The 17,798-nt window shown below is 64.1% G+C and carries 12 protein-coding genes and 1 pseudogene; 11 read left to right on the plus strand and 2 right to left on the minus strand.

All coding sequences use genetic code 11. From position 1 onward, the window contains the following. Positions 1-50 precede the first annotated feature (50 nt). Positions 51-1,904, minus strand: coding sequence for an ABC transporter ATP-binding protein (locus tag REH59_RS12260; protein ID WP_014859251.1), 1,854 nt, complete (start codon positions 1,902-1,904; stop codon positions 51-53). Between REH59_RS12260 and REH59_RS12265 the strand changes: the two genes are divergently transcribed. The 11 genes and pseudogenes from REH59_RS12265 (at position 1,903) to dapA (ending at position 17,120) form a co-directional block, all read left to right on the plus strand. Beyond that, the gene (locus tag REH59_RS12265) at positions 1,903-2,058 is read left to right on the plus strand and encodes a hypothetical protein (protein WP_162996129.1); all 156 of its coding nucleotides are present in this window, start codon (positions 1,903-1,905) and stop codon (positions 2,056-2,058) included. The two genes, REH59_RS12260 and REH59_RS12265, sit on opposite strands and share 2 nt — an antisense overlap. A 148-nt stretch (positions 2,059-2,206) precedes the next feature. Continuing rightward, positions 2,207-3,697, plus strand: a complete 1,491-nt coding sequence (locus tag REH59_RS12270; protein ID WP_014859249.1) for a BcsE family c-di-GMP-binding protein — start codon at positions 2,207-2,209, stop codon at positions 3,695-3,697. Next, positions 3,694-3,879 carry a cellulose biosynthesis protein BcsF gene (gene bcsF, locus REH59_RS12275; RefSeq protein ID WP_010953551.1) on the plus strand — a complete coding sequence of 62 codons (186 nt, stop codon included), beginning with the start codon at positions 3,694-3,696 and terminating at the stop codon, positions 3,877-3,879. Before REH59_RS12270 ends, bcsF begins: the two co-directional genes overlap by 4 nt. Then, the gene (gene bcsG, locus REH59_RS12280; protein ID WP_320450576.1) at positions 3,872-5,485 is read left to right on the plus strand and encodes a cellulose biosynthesis protein BcsG; all 1,614 of its coding nucleotides are present in this window, start codon (positions 3,872-3,874) and stop codon (positions 5,483-5,485) included. Before bcsF ends, bcsG begins: the two co-directional genes overlap by 8 nt. Beyond that, complete coding sequence (gene bcsR / locus REH59_RS12285; RefSeq protein WP_014859246.1) at positions 5,482-5,700, plus strand: cellulose biosynthesis protein BcsR; 219 nt, start codon at positions 5,482-5,484, stop codon at positions 5,698-5,700. Before bcsG ends, bcsR begins: the two co-directional genes overlap by 4 nt. Further along, a complete protein-coding gene (gene bcsQ / locus REH59_RS12290; protein ID WP_012052046.1) occupies positions 5,697-6,404 on the plus strand; it encodes a cellulose biosynthesis protein BcsQ in 708 nt (235 codons plus the stop codon). The genes bcsR and bcsQ overlap by 4 nt, the downstream gene beginning before the upstream one ends. Next, positions 6,401-9,010: pseudogene (gene bcsA / locus REH59_RS12295) on the plus strand (UDP-forming cellulose synthase catalytic subunit). Before bcsQ ends, bcsA begins: the two are co-directional and overlap by 4 nt. After that, positions 9,007-11,295 carry a cellulose biosynthesis cyclic di-GMP-binding regulatory protein BcsB gene (gene bcsB / locus REH59_RS12300; RefSeq protein WP_014859244.1) on the plus strand — a complete coding sequence of 763 codons (2,289 nt, stop codon included), beginning with the start codon at positions 9,007-9,009 and terminating at the stop codon, positions 11,293-11,295. The pseudogene bcsA and the gene bcsB overlap by 4 nt, the downstream one beginning before the upstream one ends. Further along, complete coding sequence (gene bcsZ / locus REH59_RS12305) at positions 11,295-12,410, plus strand: cellulose synthase complex periplasmic endoglucanase BcsZ (protein ID WP_014859243.1); 1,116 nt, start codon at positions 11,295-11,297, stop codon at positions 12,408-12,410. Before bcsB ends, bcsZ begins: the two co-directional genes overlap by 1 nt. After that, entirely contained in the window at positions 12,398-15,916 is a 3,519-nt protein-coding gene (bcsC, locus tag REH59_RS12310) for a cellulose synthase complex outer membrane protein BcsC (protein WP_014859242.1), read from the plus strand. The genes bcsZ and bcsC overlap by 13 nt, the downstream gene beginning before the upstream one ends. Positions 15,917-16,253: 337 nt before the next feature. After that, a complete protein-coding gene (dapA, locus tag REH59_RS12315; RefSeq protein WP_014859241.1) occupies positions 16,254-17,120 on the plus strand; it encodes a 4-hydroxy-tetrahydrodipicolinate synthase in 867 nt (288 codons plus the stop codon). 153 nt (positions 17,121-17,273) lie between these two features. Here the strand turns inward: dapA and REH59_RS12320 are convergent, their stop codons facing one another. Further along, the gene (locus tag REH59_RS12320) at positions 17,274-17,732 is read right to left on the minus strand and encodes a GNAT family N-acetyltransferase (RefSeq protein ID WP_014859240.1); all 459 of its coding nucleotides are present in this window, start codon (positions 17,730-17,732) and stop codon (positions 17,274-17,276) included. Positions 17,733-17,798 lie beyond the last annotated feature (66 nt).

A 17,798-nucleotide genomic window follows, 5' to 3' on the forward strand; every position in this document is an offset into this window, starting at 1 on the left:
TGGGCAGGCTTTCGAAGCCTGGGTATGCGCTGGCTGCCCCCGGCCTCTGCTTACTCCACAGCCTCGGCCACGCCCCGATCCTCACCCAGGAACCAGCCACTCTGGTGCTGCCACAACCGTGCATAGGTACCCTGTTTTGCCAACAGTTCGGCATGGGTGCCTTGCTCGATGATGCGCCCTTCATCCATCACGATCAGCCGGTCCATGGCGGCGATCGTCGACAACCGGTGGGCGATGGCGATAACGGTCTTGCCCTGCATCATCTCATCCAGGCTCTCCTGAATGGCCACTTCCACCTCCGAGTCCAGCGCGCTGGTGGCTTCGTCAAGCAGCAGGATCGGTGCGTTCTTCAGCATCACCCGGGCAATTGCAATGCGCTGGCGTTGGCCGCCAGACAGCTTGATACCGCGTTCACCCACCAGGGTGTCATAACCGCTGTTGCCCTGGCGGTCGCTGAGCTGGCTGATGAAACCGTCGGCCTGGGCATTGGCCGCAGCAGCACGGATCTGTGCTTCGGTAGCATCGGGGCGGCCATAGGCAATGTTGTCGCGAATCGAACGGTGCAACAGCGAGGTGTCCTGAGTGACCATGCCGATGGCGCTGCGCAGGCTGTCTTGCGTGACCTTGGCGACGTTCTGCCCGTCGATGCGTATTTCCCCCTTATCCACGTCGTAGAAGCGCAGCAGCAGGTTGATCAAGGTGGATTTACCGGCGCCGGAGCGGCCGACCAAGCCGACTTTTTCGCCTGGACGAATGTGTAGCGTCAGCTCATTGAGCACCTGGCGCTCGCCGTTGTAGTTGAAGCTGACCTTGTCGAAACTCACCGCGCCACCCGTGGTGACCAGCTCTGCAGCACCCGGCGCATCCTGTACCTTGGGGCCGCGGGTGAGGGTGGCCATACCGTCCTGCACGGTGCCGATGTTTTCGAACAGCGAGGTAATTTCCCACATGATCCAGTGCGACATGCCGTTGACGCGCAAGGCCATGGCGGTGATTGCCGCCACGGCCCCGGTGCCGACCTGGCCCTGGTGCCACAGCCACAGTGCATAGCCACCGGCACCAAAGATCAAGCCCACCACCAGCGCCTGGTTGACGATTTCGAACTGGCTCACCAGGCGCATCTGGCGAAAACCGGTCTGCTTGAAGTCTTCCATGGCTGCGCGCGCAAAGTGCGCTTCGCGGTTGGAGTGCGAAAACAGTTTCACCGTGGTGATGTTGGTGTAAGCGTCAGAAACCCGCCCGGTCATCGACGACCGGGCATTGGCCTGCTCCTGCCCGACTTTGCCCAGCCGGGGTACGAAGTACAGCATGGCCAAGCCGAACAGCACGACCCAGGCAATGAAGGGCAGCATCAGTTTCAGGTCAAAGCCGCCGGCCAGGGCAATGATCGCGATGAAATACACGCCAATCCCCGGCAGGATTTCGATAAGGGTGAACAGCACATCGCGCACTGCCAGTGCCGTCTGCATCACCTTGGTTGTGACCCGGCCAGAAAACTCGTCAGAAAAGAACGACAAGCTTTGGCGCAACATCAGGCGGTGAAAGTCCCAACGCAGCCGCAGCGGCAGGTTGATCGCCAGCACCTGGTGCTGAACCATGGTGCGCAGCGCCACCAGCCCGATGCTGACCAGCAGGACGATGCCGATACCCCACAGCACACGGCTTTCCTCGGGGCCAACAGTACCGCCTGCCTGCCAGGACGCGAGCAGGTCGACCACCTGGCCGAGGAACGCGAACAGCCAGGCTTCGTATATCGACACCCCGGCACTGAGCAGTGCCAGCGCCAGAATGTAGCCACGGGCGCCGCGGGTACAAGCCCACATGAAGCGCAACAGGCCAACGGGCGGCGGTGGTACCTCGTCGGGTGGGAAGGGGTCGAGCCGACGTTCAAAGATACGCAGCATGCTTGTCTCCGGAAAACGGTTTTTGCCTGGCCAATGCCCTGCCGGCTTGCCTTTGCCGACTTTTGTTTTTAACCCGGAAAAGGTCGGCCTTGGGGTGTTTGTTAACAAACCTTTGCAACTCATTACATTTCAGATTGATTTCATTCTGCCCTGATGCTGTATAATTGACGCGACTTTGTGCTCGGTATCCTTTTCGTCGTTTTTTTGACATGAGTCATAAGGCGTCAGCAGAGGATGTGACACATTCCGCCTTCAAACCGTTTCAATTTACCTTTTGTAGAGCCAGTGTTTTGACTAATGGAATGCAGTTGTTGGCGATTTCCGGCCTGAGCGTCGAGAGCAGCCAGCTTCATCAACAAGGACTGTACTGGTTAGCCTGTGACGCCGCCGAAGACGCCTCCTTGCTATGCCGCCAGGTGGTCGAAGGCATGCCCGATAATGCCAGGGCAGCCCTGATCGCCGATGCGCAAGCCATGGATGACGTGCTGGGTGCGCTCGACGCAGCGCGCGGCCCGGCCGAGCTCGCGTTGTATGAGGCCAACTCGCAAGCCACCCGTTATCTGGTTGAAGACCTGCCTCGTCTTGATGCCCGTGGGCGTGTGCTGGTGCTGCTGGCACCGGCACACGCCTGGGCGGATACCGAAGTCGAGCACTGGTGCAATGCGCTGCGCCCGGCGTTGTTGGCTGAAGCGGCGTTGCTGCTGGTCGTCAGTGGGGGACAGAGCACCGCCTTGGTCGAGCGCCTGCGCGTTTTCAACCAGTGCCTCGACGGCCTGGGGCAGGTGTACCGCGGCAAAGGTGGGGTGCGCTACCTGCAGCATTTCTGGAGCAACCCGCTTGGCAAAGCAGCCACCCGGGACATGGAGCTGACTCGGCTGAGCGCGGGGTTTGCCGTTGCTGCCACGCCTCAGGCACCCAGCGACACCGGTGGCGACGAGTTGCTGTGCCTGGCCCAGCGCCCAGTACTGGAAGGCGCGCCAGCCTTCTCTGAACACTGGCAGGTCTGCGAAAGCTTTGAGGAACTGGGGGGCAAAGCCAGCCGGGCGGTGTCTGCCACGGTGATCTTTGCCATGGACGGTGGGCAGCGTCTGGATAGCCTGGCGCGCCAACTGCACCACCTGCGGCAGTCGCGTGGCAACGCCTTGAAGCTGGTGGTGCGCGAAATGGCGCCGACCCTGCGTTATCAAGACGAACAGTTGCTGCTGGCTTGTGGTGCCAGCCAGATCGTGCCGTTCGGTGCCAGCTTGTCACGCTTCCTGACCATGGTCGAGAGCATCCAGGGTTACGTCTGGCGTCGACACCTGCCAACCGACTTCGATGCCTTGCTGGCACGCCTGCGGCCGCTGGCCATCTGTGGGTTGGTAGCGCCACGGGCGTTCGCCGAGGCTGTGCAAAGCATGTGGCACGGGGTGCGCAACGGCGAAATCGTCCACCAGTTGCTGGTGTTGCGTCCGGCGCCCGGCCTGACCCCGCTGCAGGCTTGCTCGCGTACGGTATTCCGCCGTGATGGCGACATTGCCTGCGTGGTTGGCGAGGTGCTGTTCCTGTTCCTGTTCGCTTGCCGCTCGGAAGGGGTCGAGCAGGCGCTTGACCACATCTTCCAGCTGTCATGGAAAGAGCTGTTCATCAGCCAGGAGGTGCTTGCCGGTGTCGACAGCCTGGCCACTCCGGCTTTCCTCGACAGCAACCTACCGCAGCCACCCCGCAGCGACACGGCGGCGCAACTGCCTGCACAGGCATGGTCGGCACTGGCACCGCGCAAGGTTGGCCTGGCCAAGCGGGGTGGCGCATGAACTTCGTGCAACTGCTGCAGGTGGTCGGCATTACCGCACTCGTCACGCTGGGCCTGGCCTTGTTGCTCGTGCGCCTGTGTTCGGCATTACGTGGCGTGTTGCGCCGTCGCCTTCCCCCCCGTTACCTGAAACCGCTGGGCGTACGCCGCCGCGCTGCACGCCAGGAACCCCAGAATGACTAATACCACCATCACCCTCCCGGTACTGGCCCGCTGGCCTGGACTGGGAGGGTGGAACCTCTATTTTTTTGCAAAGTTTCTGCTGGTCGCACTTGGCATGCTCGACTTCCAGGCGCTGCCGAACCTGTTGTTCGCTGCGTTTCTGCTTGTCCCTTTGCCGGGCAAGTGGCTGCGTATTGCCCGGCAACTGCTGGCGGTGCCAATCGCTATCGCGCTTTTCTACCAGGACACCTGGCTGCCACCCTTCAGCCGCCTGCTGGCGCAGCCGGGGGTGCTGGACTTCTCGTGGGACTATCTGCTCGAGCTGCTGGGCCGCTTCATCAACTGGAACCTGCTGGGGGCGCTGGCAATGTTGCTGGTGGGTTACCTGTACCTACGCCATTGGCTGCGCCTGAGCACCCTGAGCCTGCTGGGGTTGGCATGGCTGTCGGTCGGCGGCTTGCCGTCGCTGGGTGCAAGCCAGGCGCCCGGCGTGGCGGCGCGCACCGCAGCCGAACCCGCGCCAGCCACTGCAGTAGCCGACAATGCCACGCTCGACAGCTGGCTTGAGCGCTTCTTCGCCAGTGAGCGCGAGCGGGTGACGGCATTCCCTGCCGTGAATGCCGATGAGCAACCGTTCGACCTGCTGGTAATCAACATCTGCTCGCTGGCCTGGGAGGATCTGTCTGCCGTGGGGCTGCGGGACAACCCGCTGTTGTCGCGCATGGACGTGATCTTCGACCAGTTCAACTCGGCGACCTCCTACAGCGGCCCGGCCGCCATCCGTGTGCTGCGTGCCAGCTGCGGACAGTCGTCGCACACTGGCCTGTACCAACCGGCTCCGGAGCAGTGCCTGTTGTTCCAGAACCTGGCCCGGCTGGGTTTCCAGAGCAACACCTTGCTCAACCACAGCGGCCGGTTCGACAACTTCATCGGCGACATTACCCAACAGCACATGCCGCAACCCGGCATGCGCAATACCGACTTCCCACGGGCGCTGGTGGGCTTCGACGGCTCGCCGATTGCCAGTGACCTGGATGTCCTGCGCCGTTGGTGGGGGCAACGCAAAGGTACCCCGGACGAGCATGTGTCACTGTTCTACAACAGCATCAGCCTGCATGACGGCAACCGTATCGTCACTGCCGACGGCGGTACCCGCGTGGCCGACTATGCCACCCGCGCCAATCGCCTGTTTGGCGAGCTTGGCACCTTCCTTGACGAACTGGAGCGCAGTGGCCGCCGGGTAGTGGTGGCCATTGTCCCTGAGCATGGGGCCGCGTTGCATGGTGACCGCATGCAGTTGTCTGGCATGCGCGAAATTCCCACGCCGTCGATTACCCATGTGCCGGTCGGCCTGAAGTTCATCGGCATGGGCCAGCCTGCCCGCAACGAGCCGCTGCGGGTCACAGCTGCCACCAGCTACCTGGCGCTGTCCGAGCTGATCTCGCGTGTGTATGCGGGCCTCGGCCAGCAGCAGGTGCTGGATGTGCCCGGCCTGCTGACCGACCTGCCAACCACCGAGCAGGTTGCCGAAACCTCTGGCGCACAGGTGCTGAATTACCAGGGGCGTGCCTACATGCGCCTGCAAGGCCAGCCTGACTGGCAGCCCATTCCGAAGGAGCGCCCATGATCACTGGCAAGTCAGACCCGTCCGACCGCAGCGACGATATTGCCCAGTTGCGTCAGCACCTGGACATGCCAGAGCTGAACTACCAGGACATCTCGATGCTGGTGGGCGTTCAGCAGGCCCTGCAGCGCTGGCCATTGCTGGGTGAAAGCTGCAAGGCCAGCAGCGACGAAGCGCTGTACGCAGCTGTCACCCTGCGCGAGAGGGTCGCGCCATGACCAGCCTGGCATTGCATGGGGTACGCGGAGGCCTGGGGCGCAGCGCCTTGCTGGCTGCATTGGGCTACGCGCTGCAGGGCGTGGGCGAGCGGGTGCTGCTGATTGACCTGTGCCCAAGCAACTTGCTCGGGCTGCACTTCAACCTGCCGCTGGATACGTCCGAGGGCTGGGCGCTGGCCGAGCGGGAAGGGCGGCCGTTCAGTGATGCCGTGTACGAGGTGCTCGATGGCCTGTGCCTGCTGCCGTACGGCAACCTGCCTGGCGGTGCGCAGCACCGTGTGCCCGATGCGCAGTCATGGCGCGCTCGCCAGGTCGAGCTGGCCGAGCATTTCGACTGGCTGTTGTACGACCTGCCGCAACTGCCGGGCGATACCACCGGCAATGGCATCGAGACTGATGTACGGGTACTGGTGGCAGAAGCCGAAATGGCCAGCCACCTGCTGCTCGGGCGACGCCCGCTCGAGCACTTCGACATGCTGCTGGTCAACCGCTACGACCCGGCCAGCCGCTTGCAGAGCGACCTGTTGATGGTGTGGCGTGACCTGTTTCGTGATCGCTTGCCGATCCAGGTGGTCCATCGCGACGAAGCCTTCCTCGAAGCGCTGGCGTACAAGGCTCCCCTGGGTCTTTACGCACCGCAGAGCCTGGCCTGCCGGGATGTGCAAAGCCTGGCGGTGCGCTGTCTGACGAGGCGCCAGCCGTGACCCTGACCCCTCTGTCGGCCTATACCTGGTTCACTGTCCGTGGCGCGCGTCTGCCGGTCGCGTGGCTGTTCACCCTCGGCGTGTGGTTGGCCTTCCTGTTTCTGCGCCTGGAGTCACCCGCCTGGCAGGCGCTGCTGGCCGAGCGCCAACGCCTGTACCCGCAGCTGGCGGGCAAGCGCCCAACCCTGGGTGACCCGCTGCGTCTGTTGATCCAGAGCCTGTGGTTGTTGCTGCGGCGCCAACCGCAGGCACGTACAGCAGGGCCTGGCCGCCGCGCGTTGGGCGCGGTGCGCATGCACCTGCGGGCGGCAGGCGGGGTGGCGCGCCACTACCGCGGCCTGCTGATCGATGCATTGCAACAGGTACCCGCGCGCTACCGCGCCAGTGCTTTCAAGCACCAGGCCTCGGCACGCCTGCGCGGCCTGAGCGTGTTTGCCCGGCGGGCGTTCTATAGCGTGCTGACGGTATTCGCCCTCAGCCTCGCCCTGCTGTGCGTGACGGAACCGTTCGGCTATCTGGCGCAACTGATGTTCATCTGCCTGCTGCTGGTCATCGCCCTGCTGGTGCGACACATGCCGGGGCGTTTCCCGACCCTGATGCTGATCGTGCTGTCGACCATCATCTCGTGCCGCTATCTGTGGTGGCGCTACACCTCGACCCTGAACTGGAACGACACCACCGACTTGGTATTCGGGGTGATCCTGTTGGCGGCAGAAACCTATTCGTGGTTCGTGCTGATCCTGGGTTACATCCAGACCAGCTGGCCATTGCAGCGCAAGCCGGCAAACCTCCCGGCCAACGTCAGGCACTGGCCAACCGTCGATTTGCTGATCCCTACCTACAACGAAGACCTGTCAGTGGTGCGCACCACGGTAATGGCCGCGCTGGGCCTGGACTGGCCACGCGAGTGCCTGCGCATCTATATCCTCGATGATGGCCGCCGCGACGCGTTTCGTGCCTTTGCCGACGAAGTCGGGGTAGGGTATATCGTGCGGCCCGACAGCAAGCATGCCAAGGCCGGCAACCTCAACCATGCGCTGGGCGTCACCGACAGCGAGTTGATCGCCATCTTCGATTGCGACCATGTGCCGGTGCGCTCCTTCCTGCAACTGACCGTGGGCTGGTTCCTCAAGGACGCTAAACTGGCGCTGGTGCAGACACCGCACCATTTCTTCTCGCCTGACCCGTTCGAGCGCAATCTCGGCTCGTTCCGCCGCCGCCCCAACGAAGGGGAGCTGTTCTACGGCCTGATCCAGGACGGCAACGATATGTGGAACGCGGCGTTTTTCTGCGGCTCGTGTGCTGTGCTGCGCCGCACTGCGCTGGAAAGCATCGGTGGTTTTGCCGTCGAGACCGTGACCGAAGATGCCCACACCGCCCTGCGCCTGCATCGCCAAGGGTGGACGTCAGCCTACCTGAGCATTCCGCAGGCTGCGGGCCTGGCCACTGAAAGCCTGTCGGCGCACATCGGCCAGCGCATTCGCTGGGCCCGTGGGATGGTGCAGATCTTCCGCACCGACAACCCGCTGTTCGGGCGTGGCCTTAGCCTGTTCCAGCGGGTGTGCTACGCCAACGCGATGCTGCACTTCCTGGCCGGCCTGCCGCGGCTGGTGTTCCTGACGGCGCCACTGGCGTTCCTGTTGCTGCATGCCTACATCATCTACGCACCGGCATTGATGATTATGCTGTACGTGCTGCCACACATGATCCACGCCAGCCTGACCAACTCGCGCATGCAGGGCAAGTACCGACAAACCTTCTGGGGCGAGGTCTACGAGACCGTACTGGCCTGGTACATCGCCCGCCCGACCACGGTGGCGCTGTTCGCGCCGAAAAAAGGCACGTTCAACGTCACCGCCAAGGGCGGCCTGATGGAGCAGGAACAGTTCGACTGGCGTATCGCCCAGCCTTACCTGTGGCTGGCGGCGCTCAACGTGGTGGGTCTGGGCTTTGCGGTGTGGCGCCTGGTCACTGGCCCAACGGCAGAAATCGGCACGGTGATCGTCAGCTCGCTGTGGGTGATCTACAACCTGCTGATCATCGGTGCCGCAGTTGCGGTGGCCGCCGAAGTGCGCCAGGTGCGCCGCGCCCATCGGGTGCAGATGCGCTTGCCGGCGGGGCTGATGCTGGCCAGCGGTCATGCCTACCCCTGCACCCTGGTCGACTACTCCGACGGCGGTATCGGCCTGCAGGTACAGCCCGGTCTGGCGTTGAAACCGGGGGAGCAGGTACGCCTGCTGCTCAACCGCGGCCAGCGCGAGTTCGCCTTCCAGGCGTGCGTCACCCGTACCGTCGGGCAACACGTGGGCCTGGTGTTCCGCGACCTCGCCCTGTAGCAGCGTATCGACCTGGTCCACTGCACCTTTGCCCGCGCCGATGCCTGGCTTGGCTGGAACGAGCAGCACGAGGTCGAGCGCCCGCTGCGCAGCCTGATCGATGTGTTGAAGCTGGGTGGCGTCGGTTACGTGCGCCTGGTCGAGCACATGCCGCCATGGCTGCGGGCGTGGTTGCGCCCGTTGCGTTCGCTGGCGCTGTGGCTGGCCAGCTACTGGCCCCGCACACCGCGGGCAATCCCTTCCATGAACCCTGTTGATCGAGACGCATGATGACTGGTTATCCCGCGCGTACCTGGGGCCTGGCGATGGCGCTGTTTACCGCCTTGTCGCAGAGCGCCGCTGCTGCTTCTGTAGCTCCGCTTGCCGAGCCTGCGGTACCCACACCCACGGTACCAAACTGGCAGGTTGCGAAAACCTTCGAGCAGCTTGGACATGCGTCCGACAGCCTGCTGCTGGGGGTACGCAACAGCGAGCATATTGAGTTCGGCCTGCGTCGCGATCGCCTGGCCACCGATGCCAGCTTGCAACTGGACTACACGCCTTCGCCAGCCTTGCTGCCGAACCTGTCGCACCTGCGCGTCTACCTCAACGACGAGCTGATGGGCGTAGTTCCGGTGGAAAAAGAGCAGTTGGGCCAGCGTGTGCGTCGCCAGCTGCCGTTGGACCCGAAACTGCTCGGCGACTTCAACCGGGTACGTCTGGAGTTTGTCGGGCACTATACCGATGTCTGCGAAGACCCGGCGCACAGCGGCCTGTGGCTTAACCTTAACCGCAAGAGCCAGGTACAGTTGCACGAGCAGGCGCTGGTGCTGGAAAACGACCTGGCGTATTTCCCGTTGCCGTTCTTCGATACCCGCGACACCGGCAAGGTAGTGCTGCCGGTGGTGTTCAGCGGCGTGCCGAGCCTGGGCGAGCAGCGTGCGGCGGCAATCCTGGCATCCTACTTCGGTAGCCAGGCCGGTTGGCGCAAGGCCAGCTTCCCTGTGCTGTACAACCACCTGCCGGCCCGTGGCGAAAAACCTGCACCGAGCATCGTGTTTGCCAGCAACGACCGTCGCCCGGCGTTCCTCGCCGATCTGCAGCAGTTCCCGCCAGTCGACGGCCCCGTGCTGCAGGTGATCGATCACCCGGACGACCGCTTCAGCAAAGTGCTGCTGGTGCTGGGCCGTAACGACGACGACCTGATCAAGGCCGCCTCGGCGCTGGCGGTCGGCAACAATCTGTTCCGCGGCGCGCGCGTCAAAGTGGAACAGATGACCGCGCTGCAACCGCGTCAGCCCTACGATGCGCCGAACTGGACGCGCACCGACCGGCCGGTTCGATTTGCCGAGCTGCTGGATTACCCCGAGCAACTGCAAGTCAGCGGCCTGCAACCGCGGCCGGTGACACTGGAACTGAACCTGCCGCCCGACTTGTTCGTCTGGCGCAACCAGGGTATTCCGCTGCGCACCCTGTACCGCTATACAGCGCCAGCGGTGACCGACGAATCGCGCCTGAGCATCAGCGTCAACGATCAGTACATCACCAGCATGCCGCTGGTGGGCAATGACCGGCGCGGCGGTACCCTTGAAGAAATGCGCCTGGCAGTGCTGTCCGGTGACAACACTGCATTGACCGAGAACTCGCTGGTGCCGGCGCTGAAGATTGGCGACCGTAACCGCCTGCGCTTCGACTTCAGCTTTGCCAGTACCCTGGGCAGCGCCCAGCGCGATCGCTGCCAGACCTCGCTGCCGGTGGACGTGCGTGCAGCAATCGACGACAACTCCACCATCGACCTTTCCGGTTACCACCATTACATCGCCATGCCCGATCTGCGTGCATTCGCCCGCAGTGGCTTCCCGTTCAGCCGCATGGCCGACCTGTCCGAGACGCTGGTCATCATGCCGGCCAAACCTACGGCGATGCAGGTCGGCACTTTGCTCGACACGGTTGGCGGGTTGGCCGGACAGATCGGTTACCCGGCGCTTGGCCTGCAATTGATCGACGACTGGCAACAGGTCGCAGCGGCAGACGCCGACTTGCTGCTGATCGGCAGCCTGCCCGAGGCCCTGCGCGACGCGCCCGACCTTGGCCTGTTGCTCAGCGCCCAGCGTGACTGGTTGCTGCAGGGCCGCAGCGCATCGCTGCCCGGTGGCCAGCGTTTCGATACTGAGCCGGTGGCTGCAAGCAGCCGCGTGGCGGTCAGCGCCCAGGCGCCGATTGCGGCCATCACCGGGCTGAAGTCGCCGTTCCACGAGCAGCGCAGTGTTGTGGCCTTGCTGGCCAACAGCGACAGCGATTACGCATTGCTGCGCGACGTGCTTGGCGATGTAGGCAAGCTCGATGCGGTGGCGGGTTCGGTAACGCTGGTACGCAGCAGTGGCGTGAGCAGCCAGTTCGTCGGCGAGCACTACTTCGTGGGCGCGCTGCCGTGGTGGCTGCTGCTGTGGTTCCACTTGTCCGAGCACCCTGTGTTGCTGGCGGTGATCGCGGCTGTTTGCGTGGTGCTGTTCGCCTTCTTGTTGTGGCGGGCACTGCGCTGGGCAGGCAAGCGCCGCTTGGGTGAGGCGGGGTGATGATGCGTCAGATGCTGGTAGGGCTGGTCGCCTTAGGCCTGCCCGTCTTCGCCAATGCCGGGTCGGTTTGCCCATGGCCTGCCTGGGAGCGGTTCAAGGCCGAGCTGGTGAGTGTGGATGGGCGGGTCATCGACCCGAGTGACGAGCGCCTGATCACCACCTCGGAAGGGCAGAGTTACGCGTTGTTCTTCGCCCTGGTAGGTAACGACCGGCAAACCTTCGCGCAGTTGCTGCGTTGGACCAGCAACAACCTCGCCGAGGGTGACCTGGCCCGGCATCTGCCTGCCTGGCTGTGGGGCCGTGACGGGCAGCAGCAGTGGCAGGTGCTGGACGCCAACAACGCTAGCGATGCCGATCTGTGGATCGCCTACAGCCTGCTGGAAGCAGGGCGGTTGTGGGACCAGCCGGCCTACACGCAACTGGGCCAGCACCTGCTGTGGCGTATCGCCGCGCAGACCGTGCGCAAGCTTCCAGGCCTTGGCGTGATGTTGCTGCCAGGTGACTACGGCTTCGAAGACGCCCAGGGTACCCGCCTGAACCCCAGCTACCTGCCGCTGCAGCTGCTCGACCGCTTCAGCGAGGTGGACCCCTTGTGGGGTGAGCTGGCGGCCAACACGCGGCGTTTGTGGTTGGCATCGTCGCCAAAGGGCTTTGCACCGGACTGGTTGCTGTGGACGCCGGCCGGAAAGCCAGCGGCAGACACGAAACATGGCAATGCCGGTGATTATGACGCCATTCGTGTGTACCTGTGGGTCGGCATGTTGGCCGAGGGGGCGGCGCAACGCCGCGAACTGGTCGCCCATTATGCGCCGATGGCGGCATTGACCCAGCGCCAGGGGCTACCTCCTGAGCACCTGGATGCACGCAGCGGTGAAGCCCGCGGCCATGGCCCGGCAGGTTTCTCTGCGGCCTTGCTGCCATTGCTTGCTGCCTCGCCAGAGCACGTGGCCGGCCTGGCGGCCCAGCGCCAGCGCTTGCGCGAACAACCGGTCGAGGCCAAGGCGTATTACAGCCAGGTGCTGGCGCTGTTCGGCCAGGGCTTCGACGAGGCCCGTTACCGTTTTGACCCGCACGGCCGCCTGTTGCCGGCCTGGAGTGCGCCATGCAGCGAATGATCGGCGTGTTGATGCTGGCGGCAATAACCTGCCAGGCAGATGCACAACCCAAGGATATCGATGAACAGCGCCAATGGCTGCTGGACCAGGTACGCCGTGGCGAAGCGCTGCACCGTGACGACCTGGTGCGCGATGCGCTGGGCCGTTTGCAGTTGCTTGAGCCGCGCAACCCGGAGGTATTGCTGGCGGCCTTGAGCCTGGCATTGCGCGAGAAGAACAGCAGTGAAGCCGAGCAGTTGAGTGCGCGGATCAGTGCCGTGGCGCCTGGCAGCCTGCAAGCACGTCAGGCCGCACGCCTGCTTGAACTTCAACAACCGGCGCCTGCGCGGCGCTTGCAGCAGGCGCGTCTGCTGGCGGTTACCGGCCGTAATGAAGAGGCGCTGGCGGTGTACGAACAGTTGTTTGCCGGCGAACCACCCAGCCTTGAATTGGCCCTGGACTACTGGCGCGTGCGCGGCAACCTGCCAGGTCAACGCCCTGAGGCGATCCGCCAGTTGCAGCGGTTGGATCAGCAGTACCCAGGCAGCGCCGGGCTGCGCCAGACCCTGGCCGGTTGGTTGTTCGCCGAAAAGCGTGACCGCGAGGCCTTGGCCCTGCTCGATCAGCTGGCGCGAGACCCCGGTGCACGGGATGCCGCTGCCCAGCGCGAGTTCGACTACCTGTCCGGGCAAGCCGTGAGTGCCACCAGCGCGGCAGCCTGGCAAGCCTTTCTTCAGCGTTACCCGGCTTCGCCGTTGTTGGCACAGGCCAGCGAGACCTTGCAACAGCAGCGCAAGCTGCTGGCCGACCCGGCATGGCAGGCCGGTCAACGGGGTAAGGCATTGCTCGACAAGGGCCGTAATGCCGAAGCGGAAACGCAGCTGCGCCGCGCCCTGCGCCAGTACCCGGGCGATGCCAGCCTGCATGGGGCCCTGGGTTATGCGTTGATGCGCCAGGGCCGCCATGAAGACGCCCATGCGGCGTTCCGCGCGGCGAGCGCCAAGGAGCAGGACACCTACTGGATCAGCCAATGGAAGGACCTGGAGTCGTCCAGCCAGTATTGGGCCCTGCTGAAGAAAGCCGAGCGGGCCCTGGAGGTGAAAGACGTGCGCGGTGCGCGCGCACTTTACCAGCAGGCTCGCCAGCAACGGCCAAAGGATGAATACGCGTTGCTGGGCTTGGCAGATGTCTCGCTGGCCGAGGGCGATGTGGCGGCTGCCGAGCGGCAGTACCTGCAGGTACGGCGTATGGCGCCGGATAACGAAAGTGCCGTGCGTGGCTTGATGCGCGTTTACCAGGCGCAGTCGCCAGGCAAGGCGCAGTCATACCTGGACAGCCTGCCACCACGGCAGCAGGCGCAGTTCGCCAGCCTGCGACGCAGCCTGGAACTTGCGCGCCTGCGCCAGCAAGGGGACGAAGCCCTGCAGCGCGAGGACTGGTCGACGGCCAGCCATGTGCTGGGCCAGGCTTCAGCCCTGGCTCCCGATGAGCCTTGGCTGGTGTATCAGCTGGCCAACAGTCTGCGTCACCAAGGGCGCACTGGCGAGGCCGACGCGGCATTTGCCAGGCTGGTGCAGCACCAGCCACGTGATCCGGCAACGCGCTATGCCCACGGCCTGTTCCTGGAGTCCAGCGACCGTGATGCCTTGGCTCTGGACAGTCTGAGGGCGGTACCTCAGGCGACCTGGAGCGCGGACATGCACGCGCTGGAGCAGCGTGTTCAGCGGCGTATGACCCTGGCCTCTGCGCAGCAGTTGCAGGCACAAGGCCGCAGTGCCGAGGCGACAGCCTTGCTTGAAGCCGGCCTGGCGCGTGGTGAAGGTAGCCCGGACGACTTGATGCTGTTGGCTGACTGGGCAGCCGCGCGTGGTGAACATGGCAAGGCGCGCAGCTATTACCAGCGTGTGCTGGTCGCGCAGCCTGGGCGTCCTGATGCACGCCTTGGGGTGATGGAAAGCGCCGTGGCCGAAGGCAACCTGCAGCAGGCCCGGCACATGCTGGGCGTGAAGGTGCCACAATTTGCCGCTGATGACGGCAACGCCCAGCGGCGCCTGGCGGCGGTGTGGACCGCGCTGGGTGAACACGATCAGGCGGCCAGGCTGCTTGACCGGATTGCCGCGCAGCAGACGCGACCCGATCCGTTGTTGCGGCGCGACGCAGCCCGCCTGGTGGCGCAGGATGATCCTCAACGAGCACTGGACCTTTACGCGGCAGCGATGGCTGATGCGCAGTTGCTGGACCGTGCTGCCGTAGCGCCACGGGATGACCGTGCATTGACCCTGGCCAGCCGCGAGCGGGATGGCGACGACTGGCTGGCCCGCAGCCTGCGCAGTGATGTGGACGCCCTGTATCGCCAGCGCAATACCCATGTGACGCTGATGCATGACTACGGCTGGCGCGAGGATGACGGTACGCCCGGCACGTCGGAGCTGAGTACCCAGTCGACCTTGTTGCATGCCGACACTCCTTGGCAGGAGGGCACCGCGTTTGCGCGAGTAGAGCGCATTGGCATGGATGCGGGGTCGTTCGAGCCGAACGATCAGGGAAGCTACACCCCCGACTTCGGCAGCTGCCAGTTTGTTGGCCAGACCGCTGACGGCAAAACACTGCCCGCGTGCACGGGGGGATCGCAGACTGCAAACGGTAGCCTGTTGGCGTTGGGTTGGCAGGGCAGCCGCTGGGCGTTCGACCTGGGCACCACCCAGGGCTATGCAATCAACAACTGGCTGGGCGGCGCAACGGTCAACGGTGACCTCGGGCAGGTTGGCTGGTCGCTGACCGCCTCGCGCCGGCCGATGAGCAATTCATTGCTGTCGTTCGCCGGCGCACGCGACCGCCCGACGGGCGTGCGCTGGGGCGGGGTCACTGCCAATGGCGCCACGCTCGGCCTGAGCTGGGACCAAGGTGGCGACAACGGGGTGTGGGCCAGCCTGGGGCACCATTGGCTGTACGGCGAGAACGTGGCCGACAACCAGCGGACCCGGGCCATGGCCGGCTTTTACCACCGCGTGGTGGAAAAGGCCGACGAGCGTGTCCGTGTTGGCGTGACGCTGATGCACTGGCGCCATGACAAGGACCTGGGCGGCTACAGCCTGGGGCAGGGCGGTTACTACAGCCCGCAGCGCTACAGTTCGGTGGGCGTGCCGGTCAGTTATGCCTGGCGCAACTACGACTGGTCGCTGCTGCTGGAAGGTTCCGTCAGCTGGTCTCAGGCTCATAGTGGCAGTAGCCGCTTGTACCCGGACGCGCACATCAACCGCAAGGTACTGGCGAATTATGGCGTCGACTCCAACATCGATGCGATGACCGAAGCCAGCGACAGCAGCGGGTTGGGCTACCGCCTGCGCGGTCTGTTCGAACGGCGCCTGAGTGACCAGTGGGTACTGGGCGGCGGCTTCGACTGGCAGCACAGCGATGACTATGCGCCTAGCCATGGCATGCTCTACCTGCGCTACCTGTTCGAACCGTGGCGAGGCAACCTGGCCCTGCCGGTGACACCGCTGGAGCCTTACAGCGAGTGGCGGTGACGGCAATCGCTGCGTTGCAAGGGGCGCGCCTGCACGGGGCGATGCGGGCCAAGGGTTGACACCAGGCACGCCGCCCCACCATTATCCAGCCATACCTACGCAACGGGCTTGCCAGCATGTCCACATCCAACCACGCCATTTCCGCTTCGGGCTTCATCGCTCAGGCAGACGCGTGCGTTGCCGTTGCCAAGAAATCCAAGAAACAGCCGCTCATCTGACCGAGGCGCGCTGTCTCGTCAGGTGGGCTGACGAGACAGAAGGCGCCAGGTATCCCTGCCACCACTTCCACTCTTCGCCCTGCTGACGCTGACTTTCGGTCAACATCAGGAGTTTTTGCATGTCGAATTTCCGTGGTATCTGGATCGCTCTCGTCACGCCAATGCGCGCCAATGAAATCGACTTCCCAGGCCTGGAAAAGCTGGTGAAGAAGCTGCTCGAAGACGGTGTGGCCGGTTTTGTGGTGTGCGGTACCACGGGTGAGGCAGCGGCGTTGTCCAAGGCCGAGCAACTGGCAGTGCTGGATGCCGTGCTGGCCTGGGTGGAGCCTGGCAGGGTGGTGATGGGCCTGTCAGGTTACAACCTGCGTGAGTTGCTGGCCTTCCAGGCTGAAATCCAGCAGCGTGACATTGGCGGACTGCTGGTTCCCGCACCTTGCTATATCCGCCCTTCGCAGGCTGGCATCGAAGCCTTCTTCGCCACCGTGGCCGATGCCGCCAGCGTGCCAGTGATCGTCTACGACATTCCCTACCGCACTGGCGTACGCATCGAACGTGAAACCCTGCGCCGTATCGTGCGCCATCCACGCATTGCAGCGGTGAAAGACTGTGGTGGTGACAGCGAGACGACCATGGCCCTGATCGAGGACGGCCACGCCCAGGTGCTGGCCGGTGAAGACCTGCAGATCTTCAATAACCTGTGCCTGGGTGGGGCAGGGGCCATTTCAGCCTCCGCACATGTGCGCGCCGACCTTTACGTACGCATGGTGCAGCAGGTTGACAGCGGTGATTGGGCCGCCGCGCGTGGTACGTTCTACCAGTTGCTGCCCTGGATCAAAGTGGCCTTTGCCGAGCCCAACCCGGCCGTGGTCAAGGCGGCATTGCAGCTGCAAAGCCTGATTGCAGACGAGCTGCGCGAGCCCATGCAGGCGTGCACGAATACCACCCGAGACAAGCTGCAAAGCGTGCTGTGTTCGCTCGGCGCCTGAAGCGGCAACGGTTGATGGCGGGTTGACAAGCCGCCACACCCTTGGTCGGTTCGGGGTCGGCGGGTGCCTCGCGAGCGGATTTCTGCCAGCTACGCGCTGAGACAGAGTATTGCCAGGGCCGCTTTGCGGCCCTGTCGCGACTCCAGGTTGCTCCTACGCTGGCTGGGTCGGCAGGCGCTTTTCCATCGGCTGATACACCAGCCCGGCAAACTCACCCACGTCGCCTGCCAGGCTGAATCCGTAGCGTTGGTAGGCGGGTACAGAAGACAGTGATGCCTTTATCGTCACCACCTCAGCGCTGGCATGCTCCAGTGCTGCGTTCATCAACCGCTTGCCTATGCCCTGACGTTGCAGGCCTGGTGCAATGAACAGCATCGCAACGTGGCGGCCTTCCTTGAGCTCGATCAGCCCCGCGATAGCGCCTTCGACAAAACAGGCCAGCATGAGGTTGTCACCTTGCATGCGCTCGGCAAACGCCAGGGGTGCTGACACCTGGGTAAAGGTCTCGATACCTTGCGCCGACAGCGTGGGCGCGACAGCCTGCATGAAGGCATCCATGCACAAGGCGCAGGCCTGGGGGAGCTCGTCAGGGGTGAGCGTGCGTACTTGCATGGTAATCGTCCTTGTCGGGTGTCCTTCTGCTGCCCACTTTAACCTGTTACGGGTTCAAGGGCTGAT

The sequence above is a fragment of the Pseudomonas sp. BO3-4 genome (genome assembly GCF_034044115.1).
Lineage (GTDB): Bacteria > Pseudomonadota > Gammaproteobacteria > Pseudomonadales > Pseudomonadaceae > Aquipseudomonas > Aquipseudomonas alloputida.